The 24,091-nt window shown below is 35.0% G+C and carries 19 protein-coding genes and 2 pseudogenes; 10 read left to right on the top strand and 11 right to left on the bottom strand.

The genetic code is table 11. The annotated features are described in order from the left end of the window. Positions 1 to 130: 130 nt before the first annotated feature. The 4 genes and pseudogenes from D1094_RS19080 to D1094_RS10805 all read left to right on the top strand — a co-directional run. Positions 131 to 246 (top strand): annotated as a pseudogene (locus tag D1094_RS19080) (patatin-like phospholipase family protein); the annotation flags it as partial. Between the two features lie 197 nt (positions 247 to 443). Next, positions 444 to 1,382, top strand: coding sequence for a hypothetical protein (locus D1094_RS10815; protein ID WP_118960116.1), 939 nt, complete (start codon positions 444 to 446; stop codon positions 1,380 to 1,382). A gap of 15 nt (positions 1,383 to 1,397) precedes the next feature. After that, positions 1,398 to 1,727, top strand: coding sequence for a hypothetical protein (locus D1094_RS10810; protein WP_118960115.1), 330 nt, complete (start codon positions 1,398 to 1,400; stop codon positions 1,725 to 1,727). 198 nt (positions 1,728 to 1,925) lie between these two features. Further along, positions 1,926 to 2,042: pseudogene (locus tag D1094_RS10805) on the top strand (patatin-like phospholipase family protein); the annotation flags it as partial. A gap of 93 nt (positions 2,043 to 2,135) precedes the next feature. On the opposite strand, the gene D1094_RS10800 reads toward D1094_RS10805, so the two are convergent. Next, the gene (locus tag D1094_RS10800) at positions 2,136 to 3,401 is read right to left on the bottom strand and encodes a S41 family peptidase (protein ID WP_118960114.1); all 1,266 of its coding nucleotides are present in this window, start codon (positions 3,399 to 3,401) and stop codon (positions 2,136 to 2,138) included. Between the two features lie 49 nt (positions 3,402 to 3,450). Next, positions 3,451 to 4,884 (bottom strand): serine hydrolase domain-containing protein, encoded by a 1,434-nt coding sequence (locus tag D1094_RS10795; protein ID WP_118960113.1) that lies wholly within the window; start codon positions 4,882 to 4,884, stop codon positions 3,451 to 3,453. Positions 4,885 to 5,055: 171 nt separating this feature from the next. On the opposite strand from D1094_RS10795, the gene D1094_RS10790 reads away from it, so the two are divergent. Both D1094_RS10790 and D1094_RS10785 read left to right on the top strand, forming a co-directional pair. After that, positions 5,056 to 6,630 (top strand): winged helix-turn-helix domain-containing protein, encoded by a 1,575-nt coding sequence (locus tag D1094_RS10790; RefSeq protein WP_118960112.1) that lies wholly within the window; start codon positions 5,056 to 5,058, stop codon positions 6,628 to 6,630. Positions 6,631 to 6,798: 168 nt separating this feature from the next. Beyond that, a complete protein-coding gene (locus D1094_RS10785; RefSeq protein ID WP_118960111.1) occupies positions 6,799 to 7,854 on the top strand; it encodes a patatin-like phospholipase family protein in 1,056 nt (351 codons plus the stop codon). A gap of 25 nt (positions 7,855 to 7,879) precedes the next feature. On the opposite strand, the gene D1094_RS10780 is transcribed toward D1094_RS10785, so the two are convergent. The 4 genes from D1094_RS10780 to D1094_RS10770 all read right to left on the bottom strand — a co-directional run bounded on the left by D1094_RS10780 (position 7,880) and on the right by D1094_RS10770 (position 12,796). Then, positions 7,880 to 9,100 carry an EAL domain-containing protein gene (locus D1094_RS10780; RefSeq protein WP_118960110.1) on the bottom strand — a complete coding sequence of 407 codons (1,221 nt, stop codon included), beginning with the start codon at positions 9,098 to 9,100 and terminating at the stop codon, positions 7,880 to 7,882. 324 nt (positions 9,101 to 9,424) lie between these two features. Continuing rightward, positions 9,425 to 9,592: a hypothetical protein gene (locus D1094_RS18635; RefSeq protein WP_182440159.1), complete on the bottom strand. Its 168-nt coding sequence runs from the start codon at positions 9,590 to 9,592 to the stop codon at positions 9,425 to 9,427. A 264-nt stretch (positions 9,593 to 9,856) separates the two neighbouring features. Further along, on the bottom strand, positions 9,857 to 10,384 hold the full coding sequence (locus D1094_RS10775) for a DUF6942 family protein (protein ID WP_118960109.1): 528 nt from the start codon (positions 10,382 to 10,384) through the stop codon (positions 9,857 to 9,859). Between the two features lie 363 nt (positions 10,385 to 10,747). After that, positions 10,748 to 12,796 (bottom strand): hypothetical protein, encoded by a 2,049-nt coding sequence (locus tag D1094_RS10770; RefSeq protein WP_118960108.1) that lies wholly within the window; start codon positions 12,794 to 12,796, stop codon positions 10,748 to 10,750. Between the two features lie 525 nt (positions 12,797 to 13,321). Between D1094_RS10770 and D1094_RS10765 the strand changes: the two genes are divergently transcribed. Beyond that, positions 13,322 to 14,215, top strand: a complete 894-nt coding sequence (locus D1094_RS10765; RefSeq protein ID WP_118960107.1) for a DMT family transporter — start codon at positions 13,322 to 13,324, stop codon at positions 14,213 to 14,215. Between the two features lie 146 nt (positions 14,216 to 14,361). Then, on the top strand, positions 14,362 to 15,042 hold the full coding sequence (locus D1094_RS10760) for a glucosaminidase domain-containing protein (protein ID WP_118960106.1): 681 nt from the start codon (positions 14,362 to 14,364) through the stop codon (positions 15,040 to 15,042). A gap of 62 nt (positions 15,043 to 15,104) precedes the next feature. Here the strand turns inward: D1094_RS10760 and D1094_RS10755 are convergent, their stop codons facing one another. Together D1094_RS10755 and D1094_RS10750 are read right to left on the bottom strand one after the other, a co-directional pair. Then, a complete protein-coding gene (locus D1094_RS10755) occupies positions 15,105 to 16,295 on the bottom strand; it encodes a PLP-dependent aspartate aminotransferase family protein (protein ID WP_118960105.1) in 1,191 nt (396 codons plus the stop codon). Between the two features lie 59 nt (positions 16,296 to 16,354). Further along, positions 16,355 to 18,316 (bottom strand): glycoside hydrolase family 97 protein, encoded by a 1,962-nt coding sequence (locus D1094_RS10750; protein ID WP_118960104.1) that lies wholly within the window; start codon positions 18,314 to 18,316, stop codon positions 16,355 to 16,357. Between the two features lie 285 nt (positions 18,317 to 18,601). Between D1094_RS10750 and D1094_RS10745 the strand changes: the two genes are divergently transcribed. After that, positions 18,602 to 19,009: a hypothetical protein gene (locus D1094_RS10745; protein WP_118960103.1), complete on the top strand. Its 408-nt coding sequence runs from the start codon at positions 18,602 to 18,604 to the stop codon at positions 19,007 to 19,009. An 82-nt stretch (positions 19,010 to 19,091) separates the two neighbouring features. Continuing rightward, on the top strand, positions 19,092 to 19,529 hold the full coding sequence (locus D1094_RS10740; RefSeq protein WP_118960102.1) for a glutaredoxin family protein: 438 nt from the start codon (positions 19,092 to 19,094) through the stop codon (positions 19,527 to 19,529). 331 nt (positions 19,530 to 19,860) lie between these two features. Here D1094_RS10740 and D1094_RS10735 read toward each other — a convergent pair whose 3' ends face one another. The 3 genes from D1094_RS10735 to D1094_RS10725 all read right to left on the bottom strand — a co-directional run bounded on the left by D1094_RS10735 (position 19,861) and on the right by D1094_RS10725 (position 23,864). Then, entirely contained in the window at positions 19,861 to 21,384 is a 1,524-nt protein-coding gene (locus D1094_RS10735) for an aminotransferase class V-fold PLP-dependent enzyme (protein ID WP_118960101.1), read from the bottom strand. Between the two features lie 576 nt (positions 21,385 to 21,960). Beyond that, positions 21,961 to 22,434, bottom strand: a complete 474-nt coding sequence (locus D1094_RS10730; protein ID WP_118960100.1) for an ArgR family transcriptional regulator — start codon at positions 22,432 to 22,434, stop codon at positions 21,961 to 21,963. Positions 22,435 to 22,463: 29 nt separating this feature from the next. After that, positions 22,464 to 23,864 carry an aspartate ammonia-lyase gene (locus tag D1094_RS10725; RefSeq protein ID WP_118960179.1) on the bottom strand — a complete coding sequence of 467 codons (1,401 nt, stop codon included), beginning with the start codon at positions 23,862 to 23,864 and terminating at the stop codon, positions 22,464 to 22,466. Positions 23,865 to 24,091: the final 227 nt, after the last annotated feature.

The following is a 24,091-nucleotide window of genomic DNA, read 5'->3' as shown; positions in this document are numbered from 1 at the left end:
GTTTAGGTCACCGTTTCATAAAAATAAATATGATAATTTTCATTAACCTACAAAAGACCTTAATGTGCAATATGTATTAAAAGCAGGTAGTATTACTGTCTATTTTATTGGCTGTTAAGCTTAATTCAAAATGCTTCAAATATACGCAGGCCTAACACCTTAAAAACCCTTCAAGAACACGGCTTTAAGCAAGAACTATTCACCAACTTTTTAGGGGCATCTGGTGGCCCTAAATGGTTTGCTTTGTAAAGCTAAACACCGAAAAGCATAGAAAGATACTCTTCCGCTCATTTTACAGAAAGTTGACTCCCACATTACATTGAAATAATTAGCCTACTGAATGATACTCTAGATTTTTTCTATAACCATTTAAATTAATTGAAAAAAAGGTTGTTTAATGATATTTTCTTCGGGTCAATAAGGACATTTCATAAGGATAAAGGATGTACAAAAAAATAATATTATTAACCTCACTTCTAAGTTTTTCCAGCGTATCTTTAGCAACAATCCATATTTGCCCTGTAATACCAAAAATAACTGATGGTTGCTCACTTAATCTAATAGGAGAAGAAAAAGGAGAAGTTGTTGAGACTTGGGCTGAAATTCTTTCTAGCCCTTATGTTGGAGACTTCACTGAATCCTGTAACTCGCACGATAGCTGCTACCAAACTATAGGTAAAACACAACAAGTTTGTGATCATGAGTTTCGTGAAAACTTATATGACGAATGTGGCCTTGACCCTATTTGCAAGCTTGAGGCGGACATTTTTGTTGATACAGTCCAAAGTTACGGGAAGAAGTACTACAACATTAATATTAATAACTCTGCCTCGATAGTTTCTCAAGCAGAAGGCAATATAGCCTCCGAAAGTTGTGTTACCACTCCAAAACATGTCAATAGGTACAGTTCAAGCATGCTAAATTATGTTAAAAACCAATTTAAGTCTTATGTAGGTAGAAATCCTACAACAGCAGAAGAGTTTGATTTACTTAATTTATATTTATTAAATGAAAACGACTCGGTTAATGACTACATCAACTGGACTAACTCTGTAATACCTCAAATTCAAAATAATTACCTAAATACTTCAGGACCAGAGGCAATTTATTACAAACAGTCTGAAACATATAGAGGATGGACTCAAGCTTTTATAATAAATGCTGAGTTATCTAAAGGCCAGTCTGTTCAGTACAAGTGGCACATGGTTCATGATGAAGAGTTTGATAGTGATTACAGAAAATCCACACCACCTGCTGGCGGAATGATGTATATCAATGGCTACTTAAAAGTTGAAAATTCCGATGGAAAAGATTACATAGTAATTGATGAATCTTTTTATGTTAATTCTTGTACTTCCACAATATGTTACACTGAACCATAAAGGGGCATTATTCAGATGAAAATATTATTAACAACTTTATTAGTTTTGCTTTTAGCTGGTTGCACTTCAATGAGAACCTTGGATGTGGCTAATGTGAATACACATGAGCAATTAATAAAACAGATTGGTGTGGGCGATGTTGTTTCAGTGATAACAAAAGACGGAACAACACATGAATTTGCTATTACATTAATCGACTCTGAGGTGATTTCAGGTAATGAAATAAAAATATCAATTTCAGAAATTAAAGAAATAAGGAAAGAAGAGTTTTCTATACTCAAAACAGGTGGATTAATACCTATAACATGGATTGGCCTTACATTAATTGTACTAGCTATCATATAAATTAATTTCACCATCCAAAAGGGGAATAATTTAATATTCCCCCCTTAACTAACCTTTAAATGTAACTAAGACTTGGATAAAAATATAACAAACGTTAATACCTGAACAATTAAGTCAAACTCATTTGCAGTTAATTATTTAATTTGTGATAAACACAGTGTGTAATCTAAATTACAAATATAAAGGGATTAAGTCGCTATGCTAGACATATACGCAGGCGCTAACGCCTTAAAAACCATTCAAGAACACGGCTTTAAACAAGAGTTATTCACAAACTTTTTAGGTGCTTCTGGCGGGCCAAAATGGTTTACCTTGTAAAGCTATACACCGATATATTTTGTATAATTTAGAGTATTTAATTGATTAATATTTATTGGAATATCCTGTAAAAAGTTAAGTCCATTAGTTTTAAGATAAAACCTTACACGCTAGGATAGATAGTTGGTTGTGTGACAGGAATCCTTTTGATATACCTGATTTGATATCGTCTCTATCACTAAATATTACTTTTTGAGTCATTCTTCCTGTTTTATTTCCTAGTTGGAGTTTGACTCTTGTTCTCCCATTTCCATAATACTTTATTTGATATGGAAATTGATATTTTTTTGTTTTCTCATTATACCTGGGCTCAGAGATACGGTATTTAATGAGGCATTGTCCTTTAAAAAACTGCCAATCTGGGTAAATTATTTGGTCTCTATTTAATGAGTAAGCTTCTTGGGGGGTTCCTCTGCCTTGTTTTACTCGATACTCCACAGCAGAATGTTTTGCCATTGGATAAGTCTCTTTAAATGCTAAAAAAGAAACTACAAGTAGATCTGGCTTTATATAATCAATTTCTTTTTCAGAGTGATTAATTTGACCATATGGAATTGAAATAGACAAAGCATTACCAATACTAAAATCACGCCTTGGATTAATGTTTCCCTTTGTACTTTCCCCAACAATATAAGCTCGATTTAGCCGCTTTAAAGTAGCAGCGAAGACCTCTGCCCCCCCAGAAGTGCTTGCATTGGTTAATAGGTAAATGGGTAAGTCGGGTCTCTTTTTGTTCGTAGAGTGTTCGTTAGTCCAATATTCTTTTTGGCTGTTTGACTCCCTCAAATATACTTTGTTAAGAAGAGTTCTTTTTTTAAATAGATAACTAGATATGTATTGAATTGTCTCTAATTTTGCTTTATTCGTATCACGTAGGTCAATAATGAGTACATCTGCTTTTTCAACATCAAGAAACACTCTATCTATTTGCTTATTCGTTGAATTTAAATCAAATACAACTAATCCAACATTACCATTTAGAAGCTTAACACTGTTGGAAGTCGTACTGTTTAAAGGTTGTGATGTTTTTTTAATATAATTATTGGCTTGTTTTACTTCAATATGTTTATCAAAAGATAGTGCTAAAAGATCTTTTGTTAATTTTGAAGCAAAAGACTGTGTATCTTCATAACCGAGGTACTTGTAGTCATTTAATTTTGCCAATAATTCACTTTGAATTTTTATTGAAATTTCAGGGTATATCGAATGATTTTTAATAGTACCAACAATGCTTTCTATAATTGCTTTTTGATCTTTTTCAGTTAGCTCTACATTGCTATTCGCTTTACTGAAATTAGCAAATATTATAATAAATATCCCAAGTAAAAAATGGCTGGTTTTTATACGTTTTAACATTAGTCATCCTTAAGATGTAAGACGAATCGGCTAGTTATTTTCTAAGGCCTTACTTTAAACTTTCAATCGCTTCTTTAGCATTCATATTACCTTCATCAAGCGCTAGTGACTTTTTGTAGTTAATTAATGCTAACGCTTTATTAGCATTGGATAAATATGCTTCAGCCAAGCTATCATAAGCATTCGAAGATTCAGGGAAGCTTTCAACATTTAGTTTAAATATTTCAATTGATTCTTTTATTAAGCCCATATTCATTAATTCATAACCGAAATGATTTAAACTACGCTCACTGATTTTTTCTCCTTTATTTTTTAAATCAGTATATTTTTCTACTGCTGCACTAATGCCTTTAAACTTAATTTCATCATACAAAACTCGGTTCAGTCGCTTCTTGGCTTTTTGGGTAGCTTTGCCATAAAGAATGTTGGTTATTCCTTTATTTAATGAACTAATAGGTGCTCCTCCAGTGTTGTTCAGCAGTACAATTAAATATTTGTCTTCAATAATCCTAGTGATACTCGTATTAAAACCATTAATAAAGCCTGAATGATTAATGCGAGTTAATGGCTTACCAAACTCTTTTTCTGGCAATTTACTAACCTCCCACCCATAAGCATAATTTCGATGAGTAGATACTTGGTACATTTTTGTTGCCAACTTTTCATTCAATAGTATTTCTGTATATAAAGCAGCGTCCCAAATCATTAAGTCTCGGGCAGTTGAATACATAGAACCGGCAGCGTATGGAATCGACATATCGAGATAATCTGTATTTTTATAGCCATCCAAATTGTTCTCATAACCACTAACTCGACTTTTTAAAATTGTTGACGCTAAATCAAAGCCAGTATTATTCATACCTAAAGGCTTTAATATTTTTTGAGTAAGCACTTCTTGATAGCTTTGCTGTGTAACATTTTCAATTATTTTCCCCAAAATTGAGTAGCCTGAATTGCTATAACGAAATTGACTACCTGGCTCAAAATCTAAATCTTCACTACAAAATTGTTTTATAAACTCATCAACAGAGTAAGTGGTTCGACTGTTATTTTTTATAAAACCATTGATGCGTAAATAGTTAGGAATCCCAGAGGTATGATTAAGTAACTGGTGTATTGTTACTTTTTGACCAATATCCTTTCGATAGTCTCTAAGGTAATCGCTGATCGTTGAATCTAATTTAACATGGCCTTCCTGTACGAGTTGTAGAATAAGCATGGCTGTAAATTGTTTTGTCATTGAGGCGATGCGAAACTTAGATTCAGGCGTGTGTTTGATATCCCATTCAAAGTTTGCATAGCCAAAACCTTTCTCAAAAATTATTTTCCCATTTTGAGAAACAAGCACATTACCATTAAACTGTTTAATGTCGTGAAACCCTTGAAGAAAACTATTTATCTCGTTAAATCTTTCAACAGCTAAAGAAGGGGGTAAAAGTAGTATGTTTAAAATGCCAATAATTATAATCAATTTAAGTTTCATTTTTTCCTCTAAGAACTTTGTTTTTTGTTAGTTTAAATATGATGCACAACACAGTACTTGAAATAGTAAAAAAGTAGCTGACAATCACGGTTCTATACGGTGACTTAAAGTGACACCTTGATATAGTTCAAGTAAGATGTTGTATTTAAAATAATAAATAGTAGCTTTGATATGAGAAGGTTTGTGATTGGCGATGACTTGATACTCGATTCAAGTCAAAGAAAAGTCCTTAAAAAGGATGTTGAGCTTAATCTATCAGAGCTGTCTTATCGGTTGCTACTTACCTTAGTTGAGCACGCTCCAAATATTGTCAGCCATGATGATTTAATGATTGCCGTTTGGCCTGATCGTGTTGTTTCTGACGAGAACTTAAAAAAGCGAGTGTCAAGGTTAAGGGAAGCACTTTCTGAAACTTCAGATAATCCCAAATATTTGGTTGCTGAACGAGGTTTAGGTTATCGCTGTATTGCTCAAGTGAGCGAACAAGTAAAATTAAAGCCTAATGAAGCGGAATCAAAACCTCTTAATAACAAACCAATACCAAGTAAGAAGAAAACTCCAGCCATATTATTTGCAGCTTTTTCCTTTATTGCTTTATGCGCCTTATTAGTAAGTACATATAGCGATGTATTATTTGCTACGTCTAGTGCACAGAAAAGCCGTGGAAACAATGATTACGCATTCCAAGCAACACAGTATTATTTCCGATTTAATTTGGCTGATAATGATCGAGCTATTGGTCTTTATAAAAAGGCAATCGAAGAAGAGCCACATATTGGTTCAACATACAGTGGTTTGGCTAATGCGTATGCGCAAGGTTATTTTCAATTCGGTAAAGGAGAGCTTTGGTTAAAACAAGCATCTGAGTTATCTAAAAAAGCAATAATATTAGAACCCAAAAGCCCATGGGGATATGCCTCACAAGGCTTCACACTTTTCCTTAAAGGACATTACTCGGACTCAATGGCAGCACATAATACAGCAAGTGAAATTGCGCCTAATTGGGGCGTGGTTGCTGCTTATCGTGCTCTAGTATACTTAGGGATGGGAGAAACATTACTCGCTTATCAAACCGTAAGAGGTGCCTCTGAAAAATCACCTGAAAACCCAGAAGTTATGACTATCTTAGCTTTGTGTTACCGAGAACTCTATATGCTTGAACATGCCAAAAGGGTACTTAATCAATCTTTAGAAATAAATCCTGACTATTTATTGTCATATAGCGTGCTAGCCGAAATAAGCCTACAGGAAGGTGAGCACCTTCAAGCAAGTGCGGTTTTGCAAGATAAACTAGCAGGGTCACCTAATTCTCAATTTGATCATTGGTTATTGTCCCTAGCACATCTTCAAGCAAATAATTTAGAGTCAGCAACCCAAAGCCTTGAGCGTTCGACTTTGTTGGGTGGGCGTTATACTTTACCCTCTCAAATATATTTAGCAATTATCACTAAAAATGCTCAACAGCTAGAGTACCTATTGCAACAAATAAATGACAAGATCAACTCAGGTAACCAATGGGCTGAACTGATATTTAATAAAGGACTTATATTACTTGCGCTTAAAAATAAATCAGAAGCAATTGATACATTTGAGCAGGCAGTGAGAAAAGGGTTTAGTTATGAATATCGCTTTAAAAATCTACCTCTTTTTTTAAAAGTAGCTGATGAAGCACAATTCAATAGATTACTTAAAACACTTGCACAAAAAAATAGACAAAAACCTTTAAAAAGAGTTCCCAGAAAGTAAAGCTAAAATTTTTCCATTTCTTAAATTGTGGGATTACAACCTCAATAATCACATCCAAGATTGGTTTCTTTTAGGAATTTTAGCTTCAAAGTTAATATAAAATGATGAGCAGTCACGATAACTATAAGCTTTCAGTTGCCATTGATTAAAACAAATAAGTAGATAAATATGCTGGAAATATACGCAGGCGCTAACGCCTTAAAAACCCTTCAAGAACAAGGTTTTAAACAAGAGTTATTTAACAATTTCCTTGGAGCAAGTGGGGGCCCTAAGTGGTTTACGCTTTTTGGGTTAGATAAATATCTATTTGGTGAGTTTTTTAAAAATAGAGTAAATGAGTTAAATCTTATTGGCTCTTCTGCTGGTGCTTTTCGTGCTGCCTGTTTTGCGCAAAAGTCTCCTGTTGAGGCAATAGAAAGATTAGCTTATAAATATGCCAGAGTAGTTTATTCAGAAAAGCCAACACCCCAAGAGATATCAGACAACGCCACAGAAATTATCAGTCATGTTTTTGGAGAGTCTGGCGAACAAGAAATTCTCGATAATGATATTTTTAAAGCACATTTTATTGTAGCAAAATGTATTGGGTTTACCGCCAGTGAATCTAAATATAAACAAGGTGCTGGGTTACTTTCTAGCATGTTATTAAATAAAATTAACAGACAGTATTTATCACTTCAGTACCAACGGTTTATATTTAAACACCCGAGTAGTCAATTAACCATTAGCGATCCCTATAAAATACCTAGTTATTATATTAACTTACAAAAACAGAATATTGGTGAATCGCTTATGGCGTCTGGGTCTATACCTATGGTGATGGCTGGCGTTAAAAACATTCAAGGCGCACCTAGCGGTATGTATCGAGATGGAGGCATTATTGATTATCACTTTGACTTTACACTTGAGCAAAAAAGCAAAGGTTTAACCCTTTACCCTCATTTTAATTCTACCCCAAAAGCTGGCTGGTTTGATAAAAACAGTAAACGGGCGGTATTAAATTCAAGTTATGATGATGTCGTTATGTTGGCACCATCAGATGAGTTCATTAACAGCTTACCCTATAAAAAAATTCCCGACAGAACAGATTTCAATAACCTTGATGCCAATACCCGATTAAACTATTGGTTAACAGTACTTAAGGAAACAGAGCGATTAGCTGATGCATTTAATGAATTTATTGTGAAGCAGAAAATTGAAAATATTCTGCCTTTTCAGCGTTAAATATATGAGAATGATGGGGAAGCGCTTAAGTTTTAGCATTCCATTCACGTTGCCAAGCAAGTACATCCTTAGCTTTCATCGGTTTACTTATATAATACCCTTGACCATAATCACAGCCCATGTCTGTTACTAAACTCATCACAGCAGAATCTTCAACACCTTCTGCGATCGTTTTAATATGTAATTCCTTGGCGATAGATAATGTGCTGTTGATTAATGCAAGTTGGTTCAATTGCCCTTTTTGTTCAATAAAGTAACTTTTATCTAATTTTAAATAATTAACAGGAAACTTTTGAAGTCGCTCAATTGTAGAGTTGTTTTGACCAAAATCATCAAACGCTAACGCTACACCTCGCATACTTAGACGATTTAAATTAGCAAGCTCTTGCAAAGGGTCATTTGCTAAAGCACCTTCTGTAATTTCAATACATAGCTTATCTGCGGGCATTGCGAACTGAGAAAGCAGCATAAAAATAGTATCGGCAAATTCAGGCTGCTGAAGAGATATCGGTGAAACATTTACCGAGAGTTTTAAATCTAGGCCATTCATTGACCATTTTTTCCAATCACCAAAGGCTATTTTCAATACGGCCAAGGTAATATGAATGATTAGCTCGCTTTCTTCAGCTTTATCAATGAATCTATCAGGTGAAATCATGCCTAGCCTTGGGTGTACCATACGACACAATGCTTCAACCCCCATAAACTTTCTGCTGGCAAGCTCTATTTGAGGTTGATACATTACCTCAATATCATCATTTTTAATTGCTCTGATAATTTCATAGGTTTTTAAAGAGTCTGATGACTGAAACTTCTTTCGAGATGTACCAATTTTATTAATAATATTAACAAAATCAGATTCGTGCATAGGTTTGAGCAATGTGCCTATATAGTTTAACCCATAGTTTTTAGTTAACGATTCAACAGAAGAGATAATTTGAGTAGAAACACCACTCATAATAACTACATAGCCTTTATAATTAATTTGACTTAGTTTTTCTAAAAATTGAATACCATCAACATTAGGCATGTTCAAATCTAAAAAGAGTAAATTAATTGATTTTGAGCTTCTTAATACTTGAATAGCCTCTGCAGAAGACGTTGCTTTATGGCAGTTAGATATATTAAACGAATCTTCTAAGACTTTTGCTACGTAGTCTAAAATAACGGTACTATCATCAATAAGTAGAGCATTTAACCATTCATAGTCTTTTGTTTTGCTCGCTAAATCCATTTGAATATTCATGTAATAACAATAAAAGTCTGTAAAGCTGTTTAGTAAGTATTAAGTAGTTCTGCTGAAAAGCAAGGATTTAATACCAAACGTATAATAAAGTTATTTCTTAACTAGGAATTGCTTGAAGTAGAATAGCCATACCGATAAATTTTTTTTATTCTAATGTCCCTCATGTCGTTCTATGTGGTCATTTCTTTATGCAAAATGGTATGACTATAAATAACAATTGATTTTAAAACAAAAAAACAACTTTCATTATAGATAGTTGCTTTTTATTTTTTTAATAACTGACAATTTTGTAACGTTAATTATTAAAAGTCACTGATATTGCCATTAAAGTTGGTAAAGTTTTGTTAAAAACTGTTTAGACTCATCTGCTTTAGTAAACTTAAAGTGATGCGCTCCAGATTGATCTTTAACAACAACATTACATTTGTTAACTGAGATAGACTTTACTGGTGCAGCAATACTGTAAACCTTACCTTGATAAGTGTAAGACATAAAATAACTCCTTTTTGTCGAGTTTACGACATTACAAAAGCTAAACTGCTAATTTTGGTGGCGATAAATAGCCACATCAAAAAATTGATGAAGTTAGCATTTAACAATTGATTAAATTGATAAAAAAGGTGTTGACTGACTGTGAAAGGGAAAGACAAAACACGAAATAAGCGTGAGGATTTACTCTGTAATACCATGTATGGAGCACGGTGATTAGCTTAACGCGACGAACTATAGGTGATTGTGCGTATAAAGTAAACACTTTTATTCTGTTAAAGATAAAATTAACTGTTTGAGTTTTTCTATTTTAATATTTGATAACTGTCTATAGTCAAAATAAGGGCAAACAATAACTTGATTATGCTTGTCTATCGCAAACTCATCATCTAACCAAATAAAGTTAGCCTTTAGATCGCCTGTATTTAACAACGATTTTGCGTAGGTTCTACCGCAAATAATCTTTATATTCGCCTTAACTTTAGTTATTTGAGGTGAAGAAAAGAGTAATGCTATCTTACTATTTGGTTGTAACATCAATTCATCTCGATATTTCTGCCAACTGCTATGCATAGAGATATCTTCAATGTTGATAACATTAAGTGCATAAATCAGTTTGGCATATACATTAAACACTTTGCACCAACCATTACCACATGCTTGACCTATCGTATATATTTCATCTTGGGTTAGCGGTGTTATACAAGACAGCGTCTTATATTCTGACATATTTGGTATATTGGCAATATATACCCCAAGTGAAAAGTGCTTACATCCAAACCCAACATTACTCATCGAAAATCCTGTTTGTTAGCATAGATTATTATTTATTTGCCTGAATGAAACCAGCACTAGAGTTTTCACATTGAACGAGCAAATAATAGCACCCCGTATAATAAAATGATTTCTTAATGATTATTTTATTTGTTCTAATGTCGCCGATGTTGTTCTATGTGGTTACTTCTTTATGTGAAGTGTTTATGCGAAATCTATATGCAAAAGGTATAAGCTTCGCGACTTATTACAACAGCGCTATATTTCAAGCGCCCTATGTTACCCTAAAAACAAAAACTGCCATTAAATTATTTTATAAATAACATTTAATGGCAGCAATATACTTTACGATTTACTAAGTTTCGCTCTTAGCGGTTTATTTAGCTAAAGTGTCACTTTAATAGGGCTATTTCCATCCCAACTAATGTGTTGTACTTGTGTATTTTGCGATTGAATTATAATTTGAAACGCCTCAGCATTATTTGCATCCCTTTTCACACAAATATCAAAATTATTTGAGAATGCACGAATACTATTTAAACACATTTCATTCCATGACGAAGGTAGATATGGAGCAACATAAAAAGCATTAAACGCAATTGGCTCTATGCCAAATAAACCTTCGGTAATTGCTCTAGCGTACAACGCACTTTCAGCTGAAAGGTGGCGTTGATTCCCCTCAGGCCATGCTTCAACCGCATAAGGTACGTGTTCACCTAGCAAGCGCTTTCTTGAGTAATATTTAAAGTAGCGCATTGCCGTATCGGTTTCTTTAGCATTGAATATTCCACGAAATGCATACAATGTAGCTCTATCCCAAAACGTTTTATTACCCGCTTCTGAATAAATCCCGTCTTCACTCCATAGGTGTTCAGACAGTAATGCCGCAAGGGTTTGCTCTTTGCGCTCAAAAATACCAAAAGTAAATGGTAAGGCAATCCAAGCTCTAAGCTTTTCATTACCTTGATAGTACTGGTATGTTTCATATCCTTGAACATTAGCACCAAAGTACTTTTCAATATTCTTCGCTAGTATCACAGCCTTAGTTTCATATTGCTTTGCCGTGTCAAAATGACCTAATTCTTGATGAAGGTAGCTCGCAGATATTAAGCTGCCATAAGTTAGCATATTCGTACTTAAGTTTACGTCTCCCGCAGGAAAACGTCCTTCAAGTTCATCACTGTCAGAAGCAATAACGCCGTCTTGTGTTTCCTGCATAAAGCTATAATCAATACACCAATTAATCAATGGTAATAACTCTGTCGCTTGCGCTTTATCACCATAAGCTAATGCAAAGCGACTCGCTCCATAAGCGATCATCGCGCAGTCGCCTCTATCACCTGCACCATCCCAAATATCAGTGCCTTCGGCAATGATTGATGAAGGTATATATTTTCCCTGATCATTCATAAAGCGAGCGAAATGATAAAAACTATTAATCGCTGATTCATTGCCATTGATATCCCCTAAAAAAGGAAAAAATGGATTAATATATTCCGCTTGATCATTCGCCCAAATTGCAGCGTAGTATCTTCCTCCGCCAGGGCCATGCATTAAACCACCTTTTGTTCTAAAAATAGATTCAGCAGAACGAAGCTTAGCAAATTCAAACATTTGATTAATAACAGGATCAGGTGTGACTAATTGCAAATTACTTTTTAACCCATCAACGTATGCTTCTCTAGCTAGAAGCTCTTGTGCACTATTGAAATGGGCTACTTGCCCTTTTTTAGTCGCTTTATAGTCAACATTGACTGTAATACCTTTACCTGAAGAAAGTACATAATCGCCCGATTTATCACTGGTCGCTTGCACTTTATAACTGCCATAAACGCCTTGTTCTGCCGGTGTGTTATGTTGATAGGATAATGAACCAAGTGATACATTCACTGCAGACTTAGCGTCATTTTTTATCGTTATCTGTTCTATCACTAAAGGCTTGGTGGGACTAGGAGCCAATGTACGGGTAATTGTTATTCCAGCTTTAATAGTACTCTTTAGTGTTAATGTGCCATTAATATCGACTTGAGTTAAAAGCTCATGTTCTACCTCTTGACCATTTAAACTAATGGTGGGCGTAATTGATAAATCAAAATCATGAATGTAACTTGCATGGGTATCATTAGGAATTGTTCTTAACATAGGCCAAACAATTTTTCTTTTCAGCGTTAACCTGCCTTTATCATCATTTCCATAATAAATAATGGCAGATACTTGCTCACCACTCATTTCTATATGATCTTCATGGATATCTTGTACTTGCCAAGTAATACCTTGTTCTGTTTGTTGCCACCGATTATCTAAGGTGTTAGCTAAGCTTGTGATTTCTGATTTACTCTGACTTTTTAACGCAGGAGCGATAACTGCTTGCTTTGAATTACAAGCAAACAATATGGGTAGTGTAGCTAAAATGGTATAAAAATTACGTTTCATGGGCTATCCTATTAGGCATTATTCAACATATAAAATGGCGATAAAATTTAATACAGTAGCCATTTATTATTGATATCATTCAATCATGATTGTTCAAGTTTAGGCTTACACTATTGCAACATTAATCTCCTGATAAATAACTTTTGATATAGCTAAATAAGGTAATTTATAATCAACTTTAAATCGAACAGTCTCTTTTTTAACAAGCATTAACGAAAACGAGTAAAAGAGTACTGAGCAACACCTTTAGTCTTGATTAACGGGGTTTCATCTCTCAAACTAATGATTAAGTAAAGATATACACGCCTTAGTTTTTTAATACCATTTTGTATAAAAATTTCGCATAAACATTCCACAAAAAAAGTGGTCACTTAGATAATATTTGGCACGTATAAGCTGTGCTTCTATGCCCATACATTCTAGATAAGACGTCACCTTCTTATACGGATTAGTATTATTTTTCTCTTGAACTAATTTCAACCGAGATATTGTCATTTATTATTTCAGCAGATACTCTAAGGACTTATGAAAAATCCCCCATTTAACATCATGATCTGTGCATTACTTGCACTGATAGCATTTGCTGGAAACTCAATACTGTGTCGGTTGGCATTAGGTACAACCTCAATAGACCCTGCAAGCTTTACCGCTATTCGCCTGCTATCAGGAGCGATTACCTTATTAGCTATAGTCTTAATATCTAAACAGACTAAGCAAACTAATCAAACTAAAAAAACACAATCTAAAGGGAGTTGGTTGGCTGCCAGTATGCTATTTCTATATGCCGTATCATTTTCATATGGATATATCTCTTTAGACACAGGAACTGGCGCATTAATTTTATTTGGCGCCGTTCAAATAAGCATGATTATCATCAATGTTATTTTAGGTAATCGATTACACTATGCTGAATGGTTTGGCTTATGTCTGGCTTTTTCAGGCTTTGTGTATTTAATCATTCCCAGACTTACAACGCCTTCGCTTTTAGGGTTTATTTTAATGAGTGTCGCTGGTTTAGCATGGGGGATTTATACACTTGTAGGCAAGGCATCAGCACAAGCTTTAAATGACACTGCTTATAACTTCTTACGCACAATTCCTATGCTTTTTGTTTTAGTTATATTTACTTTCGAGGAAGCAAATATAACCTTAGACGGGGTTTTACTCGCAATAGTCTCTGGCGCTATAACCTCTGGCTTAGGGTACGCTGTTTGGTATATTGCACTTGGCGGGCTTACCGTTACACAATCAGCGGTCATTCAATTACTTGTGCCAATAATTGCAGCATTAGGCGGAGTAATATTTACCCATGAAGTCATAACGCTGCGTTTGCTTGAATCATCAGGGTTAGTCCTTGGAGGCATCCTTATTGTCATATTAAGTAAAAAATTAACATTGTCATCAACTCATAAAGCATGATGTCATCACTGAACTAACCAAAGGTATTAAATTTAAAAGCCGATACCTGTTACTATTAATAATTCAATAACATTAACTCAACATTAACGCTTATAACGCTATTCGTTTAGCTAATAGTTTTACTTTTCAGATATATAAGGATATCTATGCAATTAAACAAAACTAAAATACTTGTTTTAATTTTACTATTAATAATAACTGCTTCTGTCGCTTTTTACTTCTACCAAAAAGATAGTGATTTACCACCAATGACAGTTCAAGAGAAAAAAGCGCGCTTTAAAGCCCTTATTGTTCCAGCAGTAAATACCGTCTACACCAAACTACTATCACAATATCAAGAGGTTAAAAAGACTATTGAGCAAGGAAAGAGTTCTGAGAAAATTAAACAGTTGAAAATTGAATATAAAGCCAATACTCATGATGAACTACTCATGGCACTTAAACCTCACCCTCGAAGTATCGCTATAGCGCAAGCTGCAATGGAAAGCTCGTGGGCAACTTCTCGTTTTTTTAGAAAAGCGAATAATATTTTTGGTGTATGGTCTTTTGATGAAGGTGAACCTCGCATTGCCGCTTTGCAAAAACGTGGCGATAAAACCATCTGGGTAAAGAAATACCGTAGTGTTGAAGAAGCTGTATTTGACTACTATCGTACCCTTGCAAGAAGTGCCGCTTTTGCTGAGTTTAGACAAACCAAAATGATAACAGATGACCCTTATGTTCTTGTTACCAAACTTGATCGTTATTCAGAAAAAGGTCATCTATACGGTGAAGAGCTAACGTCAATAATAAAATTCAATAAATTTACTGATTACGACAAAGATTAATCAACAAACATTATTAGGGCGTGTTTATCTTTGTTTAATCATTCACCACAAAGATAAACACCCTATTCTATTTTTGCTAGCGCCTGAGTTAAATCGGCTATCAAATCATCAACATTTTCTAACCCTATCGAAACACGCATATTGCTGAATGATAACCCCATGCGCTTCATATGCTCTGGTGTTTGTTCTACACTGCAACTTATAGCAGGTGCATAAATCAAGCTTTCATGTCCGCCCCAACTTACTCCTTTTTGAAACAATGTAAGGGCATTAAAAAAACGTTTAATTAATACCAAATTATCTGTTTGCAACTTAAAACTAAATAAACCGCTATAGCCGGTCATTTGTTGCGCAGCAAGCGAGGATTGAGTAAATGAACTAAGGCCGGGGTAAAAAACTTCTGCTATTTTTTCATGATCATTTAAAAAGTTAGCAATACGCATAGCACTTTGCTGATGCCTTTCCATTCTTATTGGTAGAGTACGCAAGCTTCTTAATAGCATACTTGCATCGTTAGGAGATGATGTTGCGCCCAATAACTCATATTCTTTCATACTGATTTTGTTGATCAGTGACTGACTGCCAATTAATACTCCACTAATAATATCGCTGTGACCACCAAGGTATTTGGTACAAGAATGCATTTCTAAATCGATGCCTAACGCTAATGGTTTTTGATAAAGCGGAGTCGCCCAAGTATTATCAATCATGGTGTTAATATTATGCGCTTTTGCAAGCAAACTTATCTGTGCTATATCTTGCAAAGAAAAGACTACTGACGAAGGGCTTTCAAGGTATATAAGCTTGGTATTTGGTCTTATTGCCTCCATAATTTCATCAAGACAATGACCCGTCACATAAGTGACTTCAACTCCCATCTTTGGTATTAACATATCGCGAATTAACGTTGCTGTTGGCCCATAAATATTACTTACAGTAATTAAATGATCGCCCTGCGATAGAAAATGTAAAATTCCCGCTGACACGGCAGCCATGCCTGAAGAAAAAAGCTTGGCTTTTTCACCGCCTGCTAATAAAGCTAATTTATTTTCAGTATATTGCACTGAAGGGTTATTACCACGAGTATAAATAACACTATTTTCTTTATCTGCAAACGCCTGCTCTAGAGCTTCCCAGCTGTCAAAAGTAAATAAGGAGTTTTGATATACAGGAGGAACAACCGCGCCATAAGGATCATGATTATCATCACCGTCGAATACTAACTCGGTTTCAATATGTTGCTTTATTGTCATCTTAATATTACCTAACGTTGTTCCACTGTATTTACAGTATGTGATAAGAGCGGGTAAACTTAGTTACTTGGCGTAATTCGAGCAGCCCAACCACCACTGGGTGCTAATTCAATCGTTAACTTATTTTGGCTCGTGACCTGTTGAGTTTTTTTAGTTATGTCGCTGGCAAATTTATCTGCATTTATGCCATCACTCATTGATGTTAACTGGTATTGACCTTGACCTAAAAAGCTCAAATCAATATTAAATTGTCTTGCTTGGCTATTACCTAGCACACCAATAAACCATTCATCACCTGAACGTCTTGCGCTAACTATATGATCTTGAAATTTAGCCGAGAGAATTTTTGTTTCGTCCCAAACCGTTGGCACCTTGCTAATAAAGGCAGTACTTTGCTCATTAGCTAAATAATTTGACGGACTATCTGCTAGCATTTGTAATGGACTTTCAAACACCACATACAAGGCTAGTTGATGCGCGCGCGTTGTTTTACTCATTGGCCGATTAAATGAAATTCTAAAGTTTTCTGGCTGCGTATTAACCATTGCACCGGGTGTATAATCCATAGGCCCTGCAACCATACGAATAAAAGGCAAAGTTAAGTTATGCTCTGCGGTAATATAATCAGCCCATTTGTTGTGCTCTAAGCCGCGTACACCTTCACGTGTAATCACATTAGGGTAGGCACGTCTTAGCCCTGCTGGCTTGTATGAACCGTGAAAATTCACTAAAAGTTTATTTTTCGCTGCTTCTTTTGCCACGCGCCAGTAATATTGCACCATAGCTTGATCATCACGTTGCATGAAATCAACCTTTATTCCTTTAACGCCCCACTGTGCATATTGCGCTAATAGCTTAGTTAAATCATCTTCAATCGTTTCCCAGATTACCCATAAAATAATATCGACATTTTTACGCTTACCATAACTAATAATTTCTTCTAAATTAATATCGGGTACAATTTCTAGCGCATTGCCAAGTTCATACCACCCCTCATCAAGAATGATGTATTCAATGCCATATTTTGCTGCAAAATCAATATAGTATTTATAGGTTTGTGTATTGATGCCTGACTTAAAATCAACGCCGTAAATGTTATTCGCATTCCACCAATCCCAAGCGACTTTGCCTGGTTTTATCCAAGAGGTGTCTTCAATTTCCAGCGGGTTTGCTAGTAAAAATGATAATTCATTGGTTAAAAGCTGGGAATCATTTTGGCTAATAGCAAAAATTCGCCAAGGGAAGTCAACACCCTGCTCTCTAGTTATCACAGCAATATCATTATATCGCTGAGTTATGTTCTCATTTCTATCGGAGTCTTTTTTAAGTTGTGCTGATTTCACTCGCTTAGGATGTGTTCCATGGAGACTATTTTTATTACTTCCAACCACCCAAAGCCCTGGGTAATCTTTCAATCCCGACTCAGTAAAAACGACTTTTTGATTAGGGGTTTCAACAAGCAAAGGTAAGCTAGCTAGATTTTCTGCTGAAATACTCTGCAAAGTTTTTGTTAAATAAGCACGTTCATTGTGAGAATAGAAACCTTTTTCTAACGGGTATTGCACAACAAAGTCACCACTGAAATTCAGAGTTACGTCTTCATCTAAAACCTCTATTTCACTCGCTGACTTTGACCTAAAACGATAAGCGACCCCTTCATTAAACACACGAAACTCTATGGATAACTCATTATCAAATTGAATAGACAGCTGATTATAATGTTCAATAATTTCTTTAGATTTTTGTTGAACAACAGGATTAACCACTTGATTTACTGTGGTTATGTTATGAGATAAGTATTGTAGTTTCGATTGTGCATTGTCAGTTGATGAAAATGTAATATTCGCTTTAGCCTTCGATAATATCAATTCATTATGAGAGGTAATGTCATATTGAACAAAGCCTGACTGGTTCGTGACTTTAAGCGATATATTTTTATCTGGCGAACTAAGTAATAATGATTGACCAAACGCTGAAAAACTAAAAAACATAATGAGCAGCAAGCTAAAGACTTTATTCATGTAGAGACCTAATTTGTTAAAATAAGTTGTTAAAGTAACTTGTTAATTTAACTCGCAGCCACATTGAAAACGACCGAGTTTGTTTAGTGGTAATTTAAGCATGAACTTGCTAATGAAGCGTACGAGTTCTTCAGAGTTAACTCCTAAAAACTCACTACACGCGACAATTAAGTATTAAATAAAACATTGAACTGACATAATGGTTCTGTATTGATGAGTTACTCTTTACATAGTATTTTAGATAAAGCACAACTTCTATCACACTCGTTTTTCAAGGAAGAATATATGTATCGACGTACTGTCCCCTTATTCATTTCACTTTTATGTGTACTGCCATGTAGTGCTGATGAGTCAAAAGCTTTGACGGTTGATCGCGCCATTTCCGGTCAAATCAATATGTCTTTTCCAAATGATGAAAATATAAAACCTAAACCTAATGATTTTGACTTAAATAATTATGTATTGATGAGTAATGAATTAGGCGAGCGCTGGGCTGTTATTACCATGACAAATTCATCTTCAGGAAATAGAGTGCTGCAACAAGAGCATTTACTCGCCTTATTTGCCAATGGAAAACGTAAATCGCCAAAGCATCTTAAGTTAAATTTTGAACCGAATGAAACGCAATCAATCACGGTTTCTTTTGGTCAAAGTAAGTTTCCTATTCTTTCTATCAGTTCAAAAGCTGAATAGCACCAACAAATTAAAACTTCCACGTTAGAACGACCATTGGCAATAAAAAATTGCATCGAATAATTTACGAGACTCAATAAAAATGAAATATATCAAGCTATTAATTATCACTTTATTTATTATCTTTACCTCGTCGCATGCGCAAGAAATATATAAGTGGGTTGATGAAAATGGCAAGGTACACTTTGGCGATAGAAAACCAGATACTCAAAACGAGGTTGAAGCACTTAACATTAAGCTCATCAATTCTGTTGAGACAGTAACTTATCAACCCTCTTCTATAGATGTTGGTAAAAAAGTAGTCATTTATACCACCAGCTGGTGTGGTTATTGTAAAAAAGCGAAAAAATACTTTGGAAGTAAACGAATCCGATATACCGAAAAGAACATAGAAAAAAGTAAAATAGCGAAAATGGAGTTTGATAAACTTGGTGGTAAAGGCGTGCCTGTTATTTTAGTCGGTAAAAAACGCATGAGCGGATTTAGCGAAGCTGGTTTTGAGCGTATTTATTCTCCCTAGCAACCCGAGCTAATGAACTTTATTTAAGTGGTTACATATCTTCTAATTTTTCTTCTGGCAATAACTTTACTGTAGATCCTGTTTTTCCATACAAAACTATATGGAAAATGAATATGATAAAGTTATCAAGATTCAAAGCCAACTTGAGCTCAAAGTCACGCTGATACACATTAATGATTAAGCCTTCTATGCATTAATGTGTATCAGATCGGGATAAAAAATAGCTCCCTAGCTGCTATTCTTCCTTACTTCAGAGTTAAATTACCTCTTAACCCGAGCCTGAGGTTAACTTATTAACACTCATTGAAGGCTTATTTAAGATATGGCTAACTTAACCAAATAATTTTCTAATTATAGCCAATTTAGGTGCTTCTATCGCGACACTCGCTTTACCTAGTGGCTCAAAGTCATTCAAACTAGGAAATTCAATATCAGCATTTTTATGTTCAAAATCACCCAAAGCAGGGTTAAAACGATATTCTGCGCCCCACTGTTCAATGTTTTCAGTAATTTCATTAATTGCGTTCACAACAAATCGAGCCTCATTATCTGACGTTGTTGGGTGAAATGAAGCGCGGATCCAACCCGGTTTATCAGCATAATCACCTGAATCGATTTGTTTGGTGATTTTTTGCGAAGTCCCTTGATCAACATTTAACAAAATATGTCCGTATGTACCTGCACATGAACAACCTCCACGTGTTTGAATACCGTATCGATCATTTAATAACCTTACGACCAAATTGTAATGAACACCGGGGACATAGAATGAAACAATTGCTAAGCGGTCTTTGATGGTTGGCTCAAGCATCACCACTTTTTCATTCTTACTTAACTCACCCATCACGTATTCGGTTAGCTCTTTTTCACGCGCAGCTATATTTTCAACACCCATTTCCTCTTTTAACTTTATCGCTAATGCAGTACGAATACACTGTAAAAAACCAGGTGTTCCGCCGTCTTCACGCATCTCAATATTATTAAAGAAACTGTGTTCACCCCAAGGATTGGTCCACGTAACAGTGCCACCACCTGGGTGATCTGGCACTTTGTTTTTATATAACGCTTTACTAAACACTAAAACGCCTGAGCTACCTGGTCCACCTAAGAATTTATGAGGAGAAAAGTAAATAGCATCTAAGCATTGACGAGGATTTGCAGGGTGCATATCAATATCGACATAAGGTGCTGAGGCGGCAAAATCGACAAAACATAAACCATCATAATCATGCATAATTTCAGCAAGCTGATAATAAGGCGTTTTAATCCCCGTAACATTTGAACACGCAGTGAAAGATCCTATTTTCACTTTACGATCTCGGTATTGTTCAAGTAATGCAATTAAATGTTCTTTGGATGGATTCCCCTTTTCGTCAGGGTTTACTATTTCAAGCGTTACATCACATTCATACCATGATGTTTGATTTGAGTGATGCTCCATATGAGTAATAAAAACAACAGGCTTATCATTTTCAGCAAAGCTGACTTGATCTTGCATACGTTCAGGGATACGTAAACCGAGTATACGTTGAAACTTATTAATAACAGCCGTCATCCCTGCACCAGCAGTGATTAAAATATCATTCTCACACGCATTAACATGACGCTTAATAATACTTTGGGCGTCATGATAAGCGTGAGTCATAGCACTACCCGTTAAATTGGTTTCTGTATGCGTATTGGCAACATAAGGGCCTAGTTTATTATTAATATAATCTTCAATGGGTTGATACAATCTTCCACTAGCGGTCCAATCAGCATAGATAATTGAAAGCTCTTTACCGTTAATTTTATGGCTCAAATTTTGGCCATTAACATTATTTCTAAAAGGCAAAAAGTAATGCTCAAGTGACATGTTGTTTGTACTCTTAAGTTAATTCTATATAACAACCATACTAGCAAAAGCACACTTTAGAGCAATATAAAACCACACAAAAACAATATTTAGCAAATATACTCTAATATCAACTTTAAATTGAGAATTTAAAACTAATCCACCCTATATTTTGCATCTTTAGCGAAAAAAAATTCTACTAAAAATGAATTTGCACAGGATGTCGTTGGTAAGATATCTGCTTTTGATTTGTAGCCTGAACTTTAGGTTGTCAATGATAACGATTCAGAACATGCAAAAGTCATCATTAAAGAGTCACCGCTGCATAAAAGCAATTCTGATTGGGTCTGCAATAATCGTAATAAAACAAATGATGCTGCTTTTGATATTTATGGCAATGCCAACAAGAAAGTTAGCGTTGAATATTTTAATAAATTATTAATGAGTTATTACGCTAAACAGCAAATAACTCATTAATAATTTTCAACGCACGTATAGAGCTTAACTCCTATTTTTCATGGGTAATTCAGCTGTGTATTCCTCTACAACGTTTTGAAAAACCATTAACAATTATCTACTTTATGATAGAGCATTTTTCTAATGTACTTGGAGCCTAAATAAGGTTGAAATTCGTTTTGTAATATCGTCTACTTTACTAACATCACTTGGAATAATGAGCACACTATCATCCCCCGAGATCGTACCGAGTATTCCAAAAGATTCTTCTAATGAATCTAACACTCTGGCAATTAAAGGCGCACCTCCTGAGCCTGTTTTAAGTACTATTTGATATCCATTATGTTTAATGGTTAAAGCGATACTATAAATAGCGTAATCTACTTTTGGAATAACTAATTGATCGGGTAGCTGGTAAATAATTCTATTTTGAGCATTCCTTGTGCGAATAGCACCAACTTTAGTTAACATTCTTGAGACTTTAGACTGAGATATATTGCTAAACCCCCGACTCACTAATTCATAAACTAACTCTTCTTGAGAACGATATTTTTGCTCTTTTAGCATAACTTTAAAGGTATTCATCAGCCTTCTTTGTTCACAATAATCTGTCATTACTCTTTTCCTCTTACTGATGCATACTTTTATATTGGTTGTGTCATTTTTTCTATATTTAAGATGGTACTTAACTGCTCTGGGGTGAGTAATTTTTCTTTTTTGATAATATCAATCACTGATTCACCTCCTGCTAGCGCTCGCTCTGCGACTACAGTAGACATTTCATAACCTAAATAAGGGTTTAGTGCCGTGACTAACCCTAAGCTTTGCTCAAGCAGATCACTGCAACGGCTTTTATTTGCTTTAATACCGTCGACACAATGTACTTTAAACATACGCATTGATTTAGTTAATATGTTCATTGAATCAAGTAGGTTTACTGTAATTAATGGTTCCATTGCGTTTAACTGTAATTGGCCTGCTTCTGCCGCCATTGTTATTGCCATATCATTGCCAATCACTTGATAACTGCACTGACTTACCGCTTCAGGAATAACAGGGTTCACTTTGCCTGGCATAATAGAGCTACCGGGTTGTTTACTGGGTAGTGATATTTCTCCAATACCCGCTCGAGGCCCCATACTCAAAAGCCTTAAATCATTCGAAATTTTTGATAACTTTAAAGCTAAACGTTTTAAAACCGCTGAGTAAATAACAAACGCTCCCATATCTGAACTTGCTTCAATAAGGTCACTGGCTTGAGTAAAGTTCAACTTTGTTAATTCAGACAGTGTTTCAATGGCTAATTTGCCAAAGTTTTCTTTCGCATTAATACCGGTGCCAACAGCAGTACCTCCAATATTAATTTCTGTTAACAGTGCACTGGTTTGTTTTAATAATTTGATATCTTCCTTTAGCGTATTAGCAAACCCACTAAATTCTTGGCCTAAGGTCATTGGTACCGCATCTTGTAATTGAGTTCTGGCAAGCTTTAATACACCACAAAATTGAACACCTTTTTCAGAAAAGGCTTGCACTAATTTTTCTAGCGCCATCAGTAAGGGCTCTTGTCTAAATAACACCGCTAGCCTAACAGCACTTGGGTAAACATCATTAGTTGATTGCGACATGTTTACATCCGTGTTGGGGTGTAGGTGCTGATAATTACCTTTTTCGATTCCCAACTCTTCAAGTGCAATGTTTGCAATGACTTCATTAATATTCATATTGGTTGAAGTACCTGCACCACCTTGTACCATATCAATAGGAAAAGAATGATCGTATTCACCTGATAACACTTTATTTGCGGCAGTACATATTGCTTTACTTTTAACCTCAGACAAATCATTTAGCTTGCTGTTGGCTTTAGCACAGGCTGATTTAATATAAGCCAAAGCCCTAATTAGCTCAGGGTAATGCTTTAGCTTTTTTTCTGTAAGATCAAAGTTATTAATCGCTCTTTGTGTTTGAATACCAAAATACGCTGTATTTATAATCTCCATTTTGCCAAGTAAGTCTTTTTCTTGTCTGTAACTAAAATTTTCCATCGCTTTTTTTAGCGCGTGTTGAACTTTACTGAAAATGTAACTTCGAAAGATCAACAGCTCCTATACACCTTTAATGTTAAATAATGGTGCAACAATAATGAGTTAGGGTATTTAGTTCCAATGCTTATTTCTGCTGTAGATTATGCAAATTTGGCATAATTAGTTAGGTCTGTGTGAATTAAACACCAAATAGCAAAAACAAAAAGCACAATAAATAAATGATTTTT

Source organism: Colwellia sp. RSH04 (assembly GCF_003545765.1).
Taxonomy (GTDB): Bacteria; Pseudomonadota; Gammaproteobacteria; order Enterobacterales; family Alteromonadaceae; genus Colwellia.
This window is presented reverse-complemented; position numbering and strand designations above follow the sequence as displayed.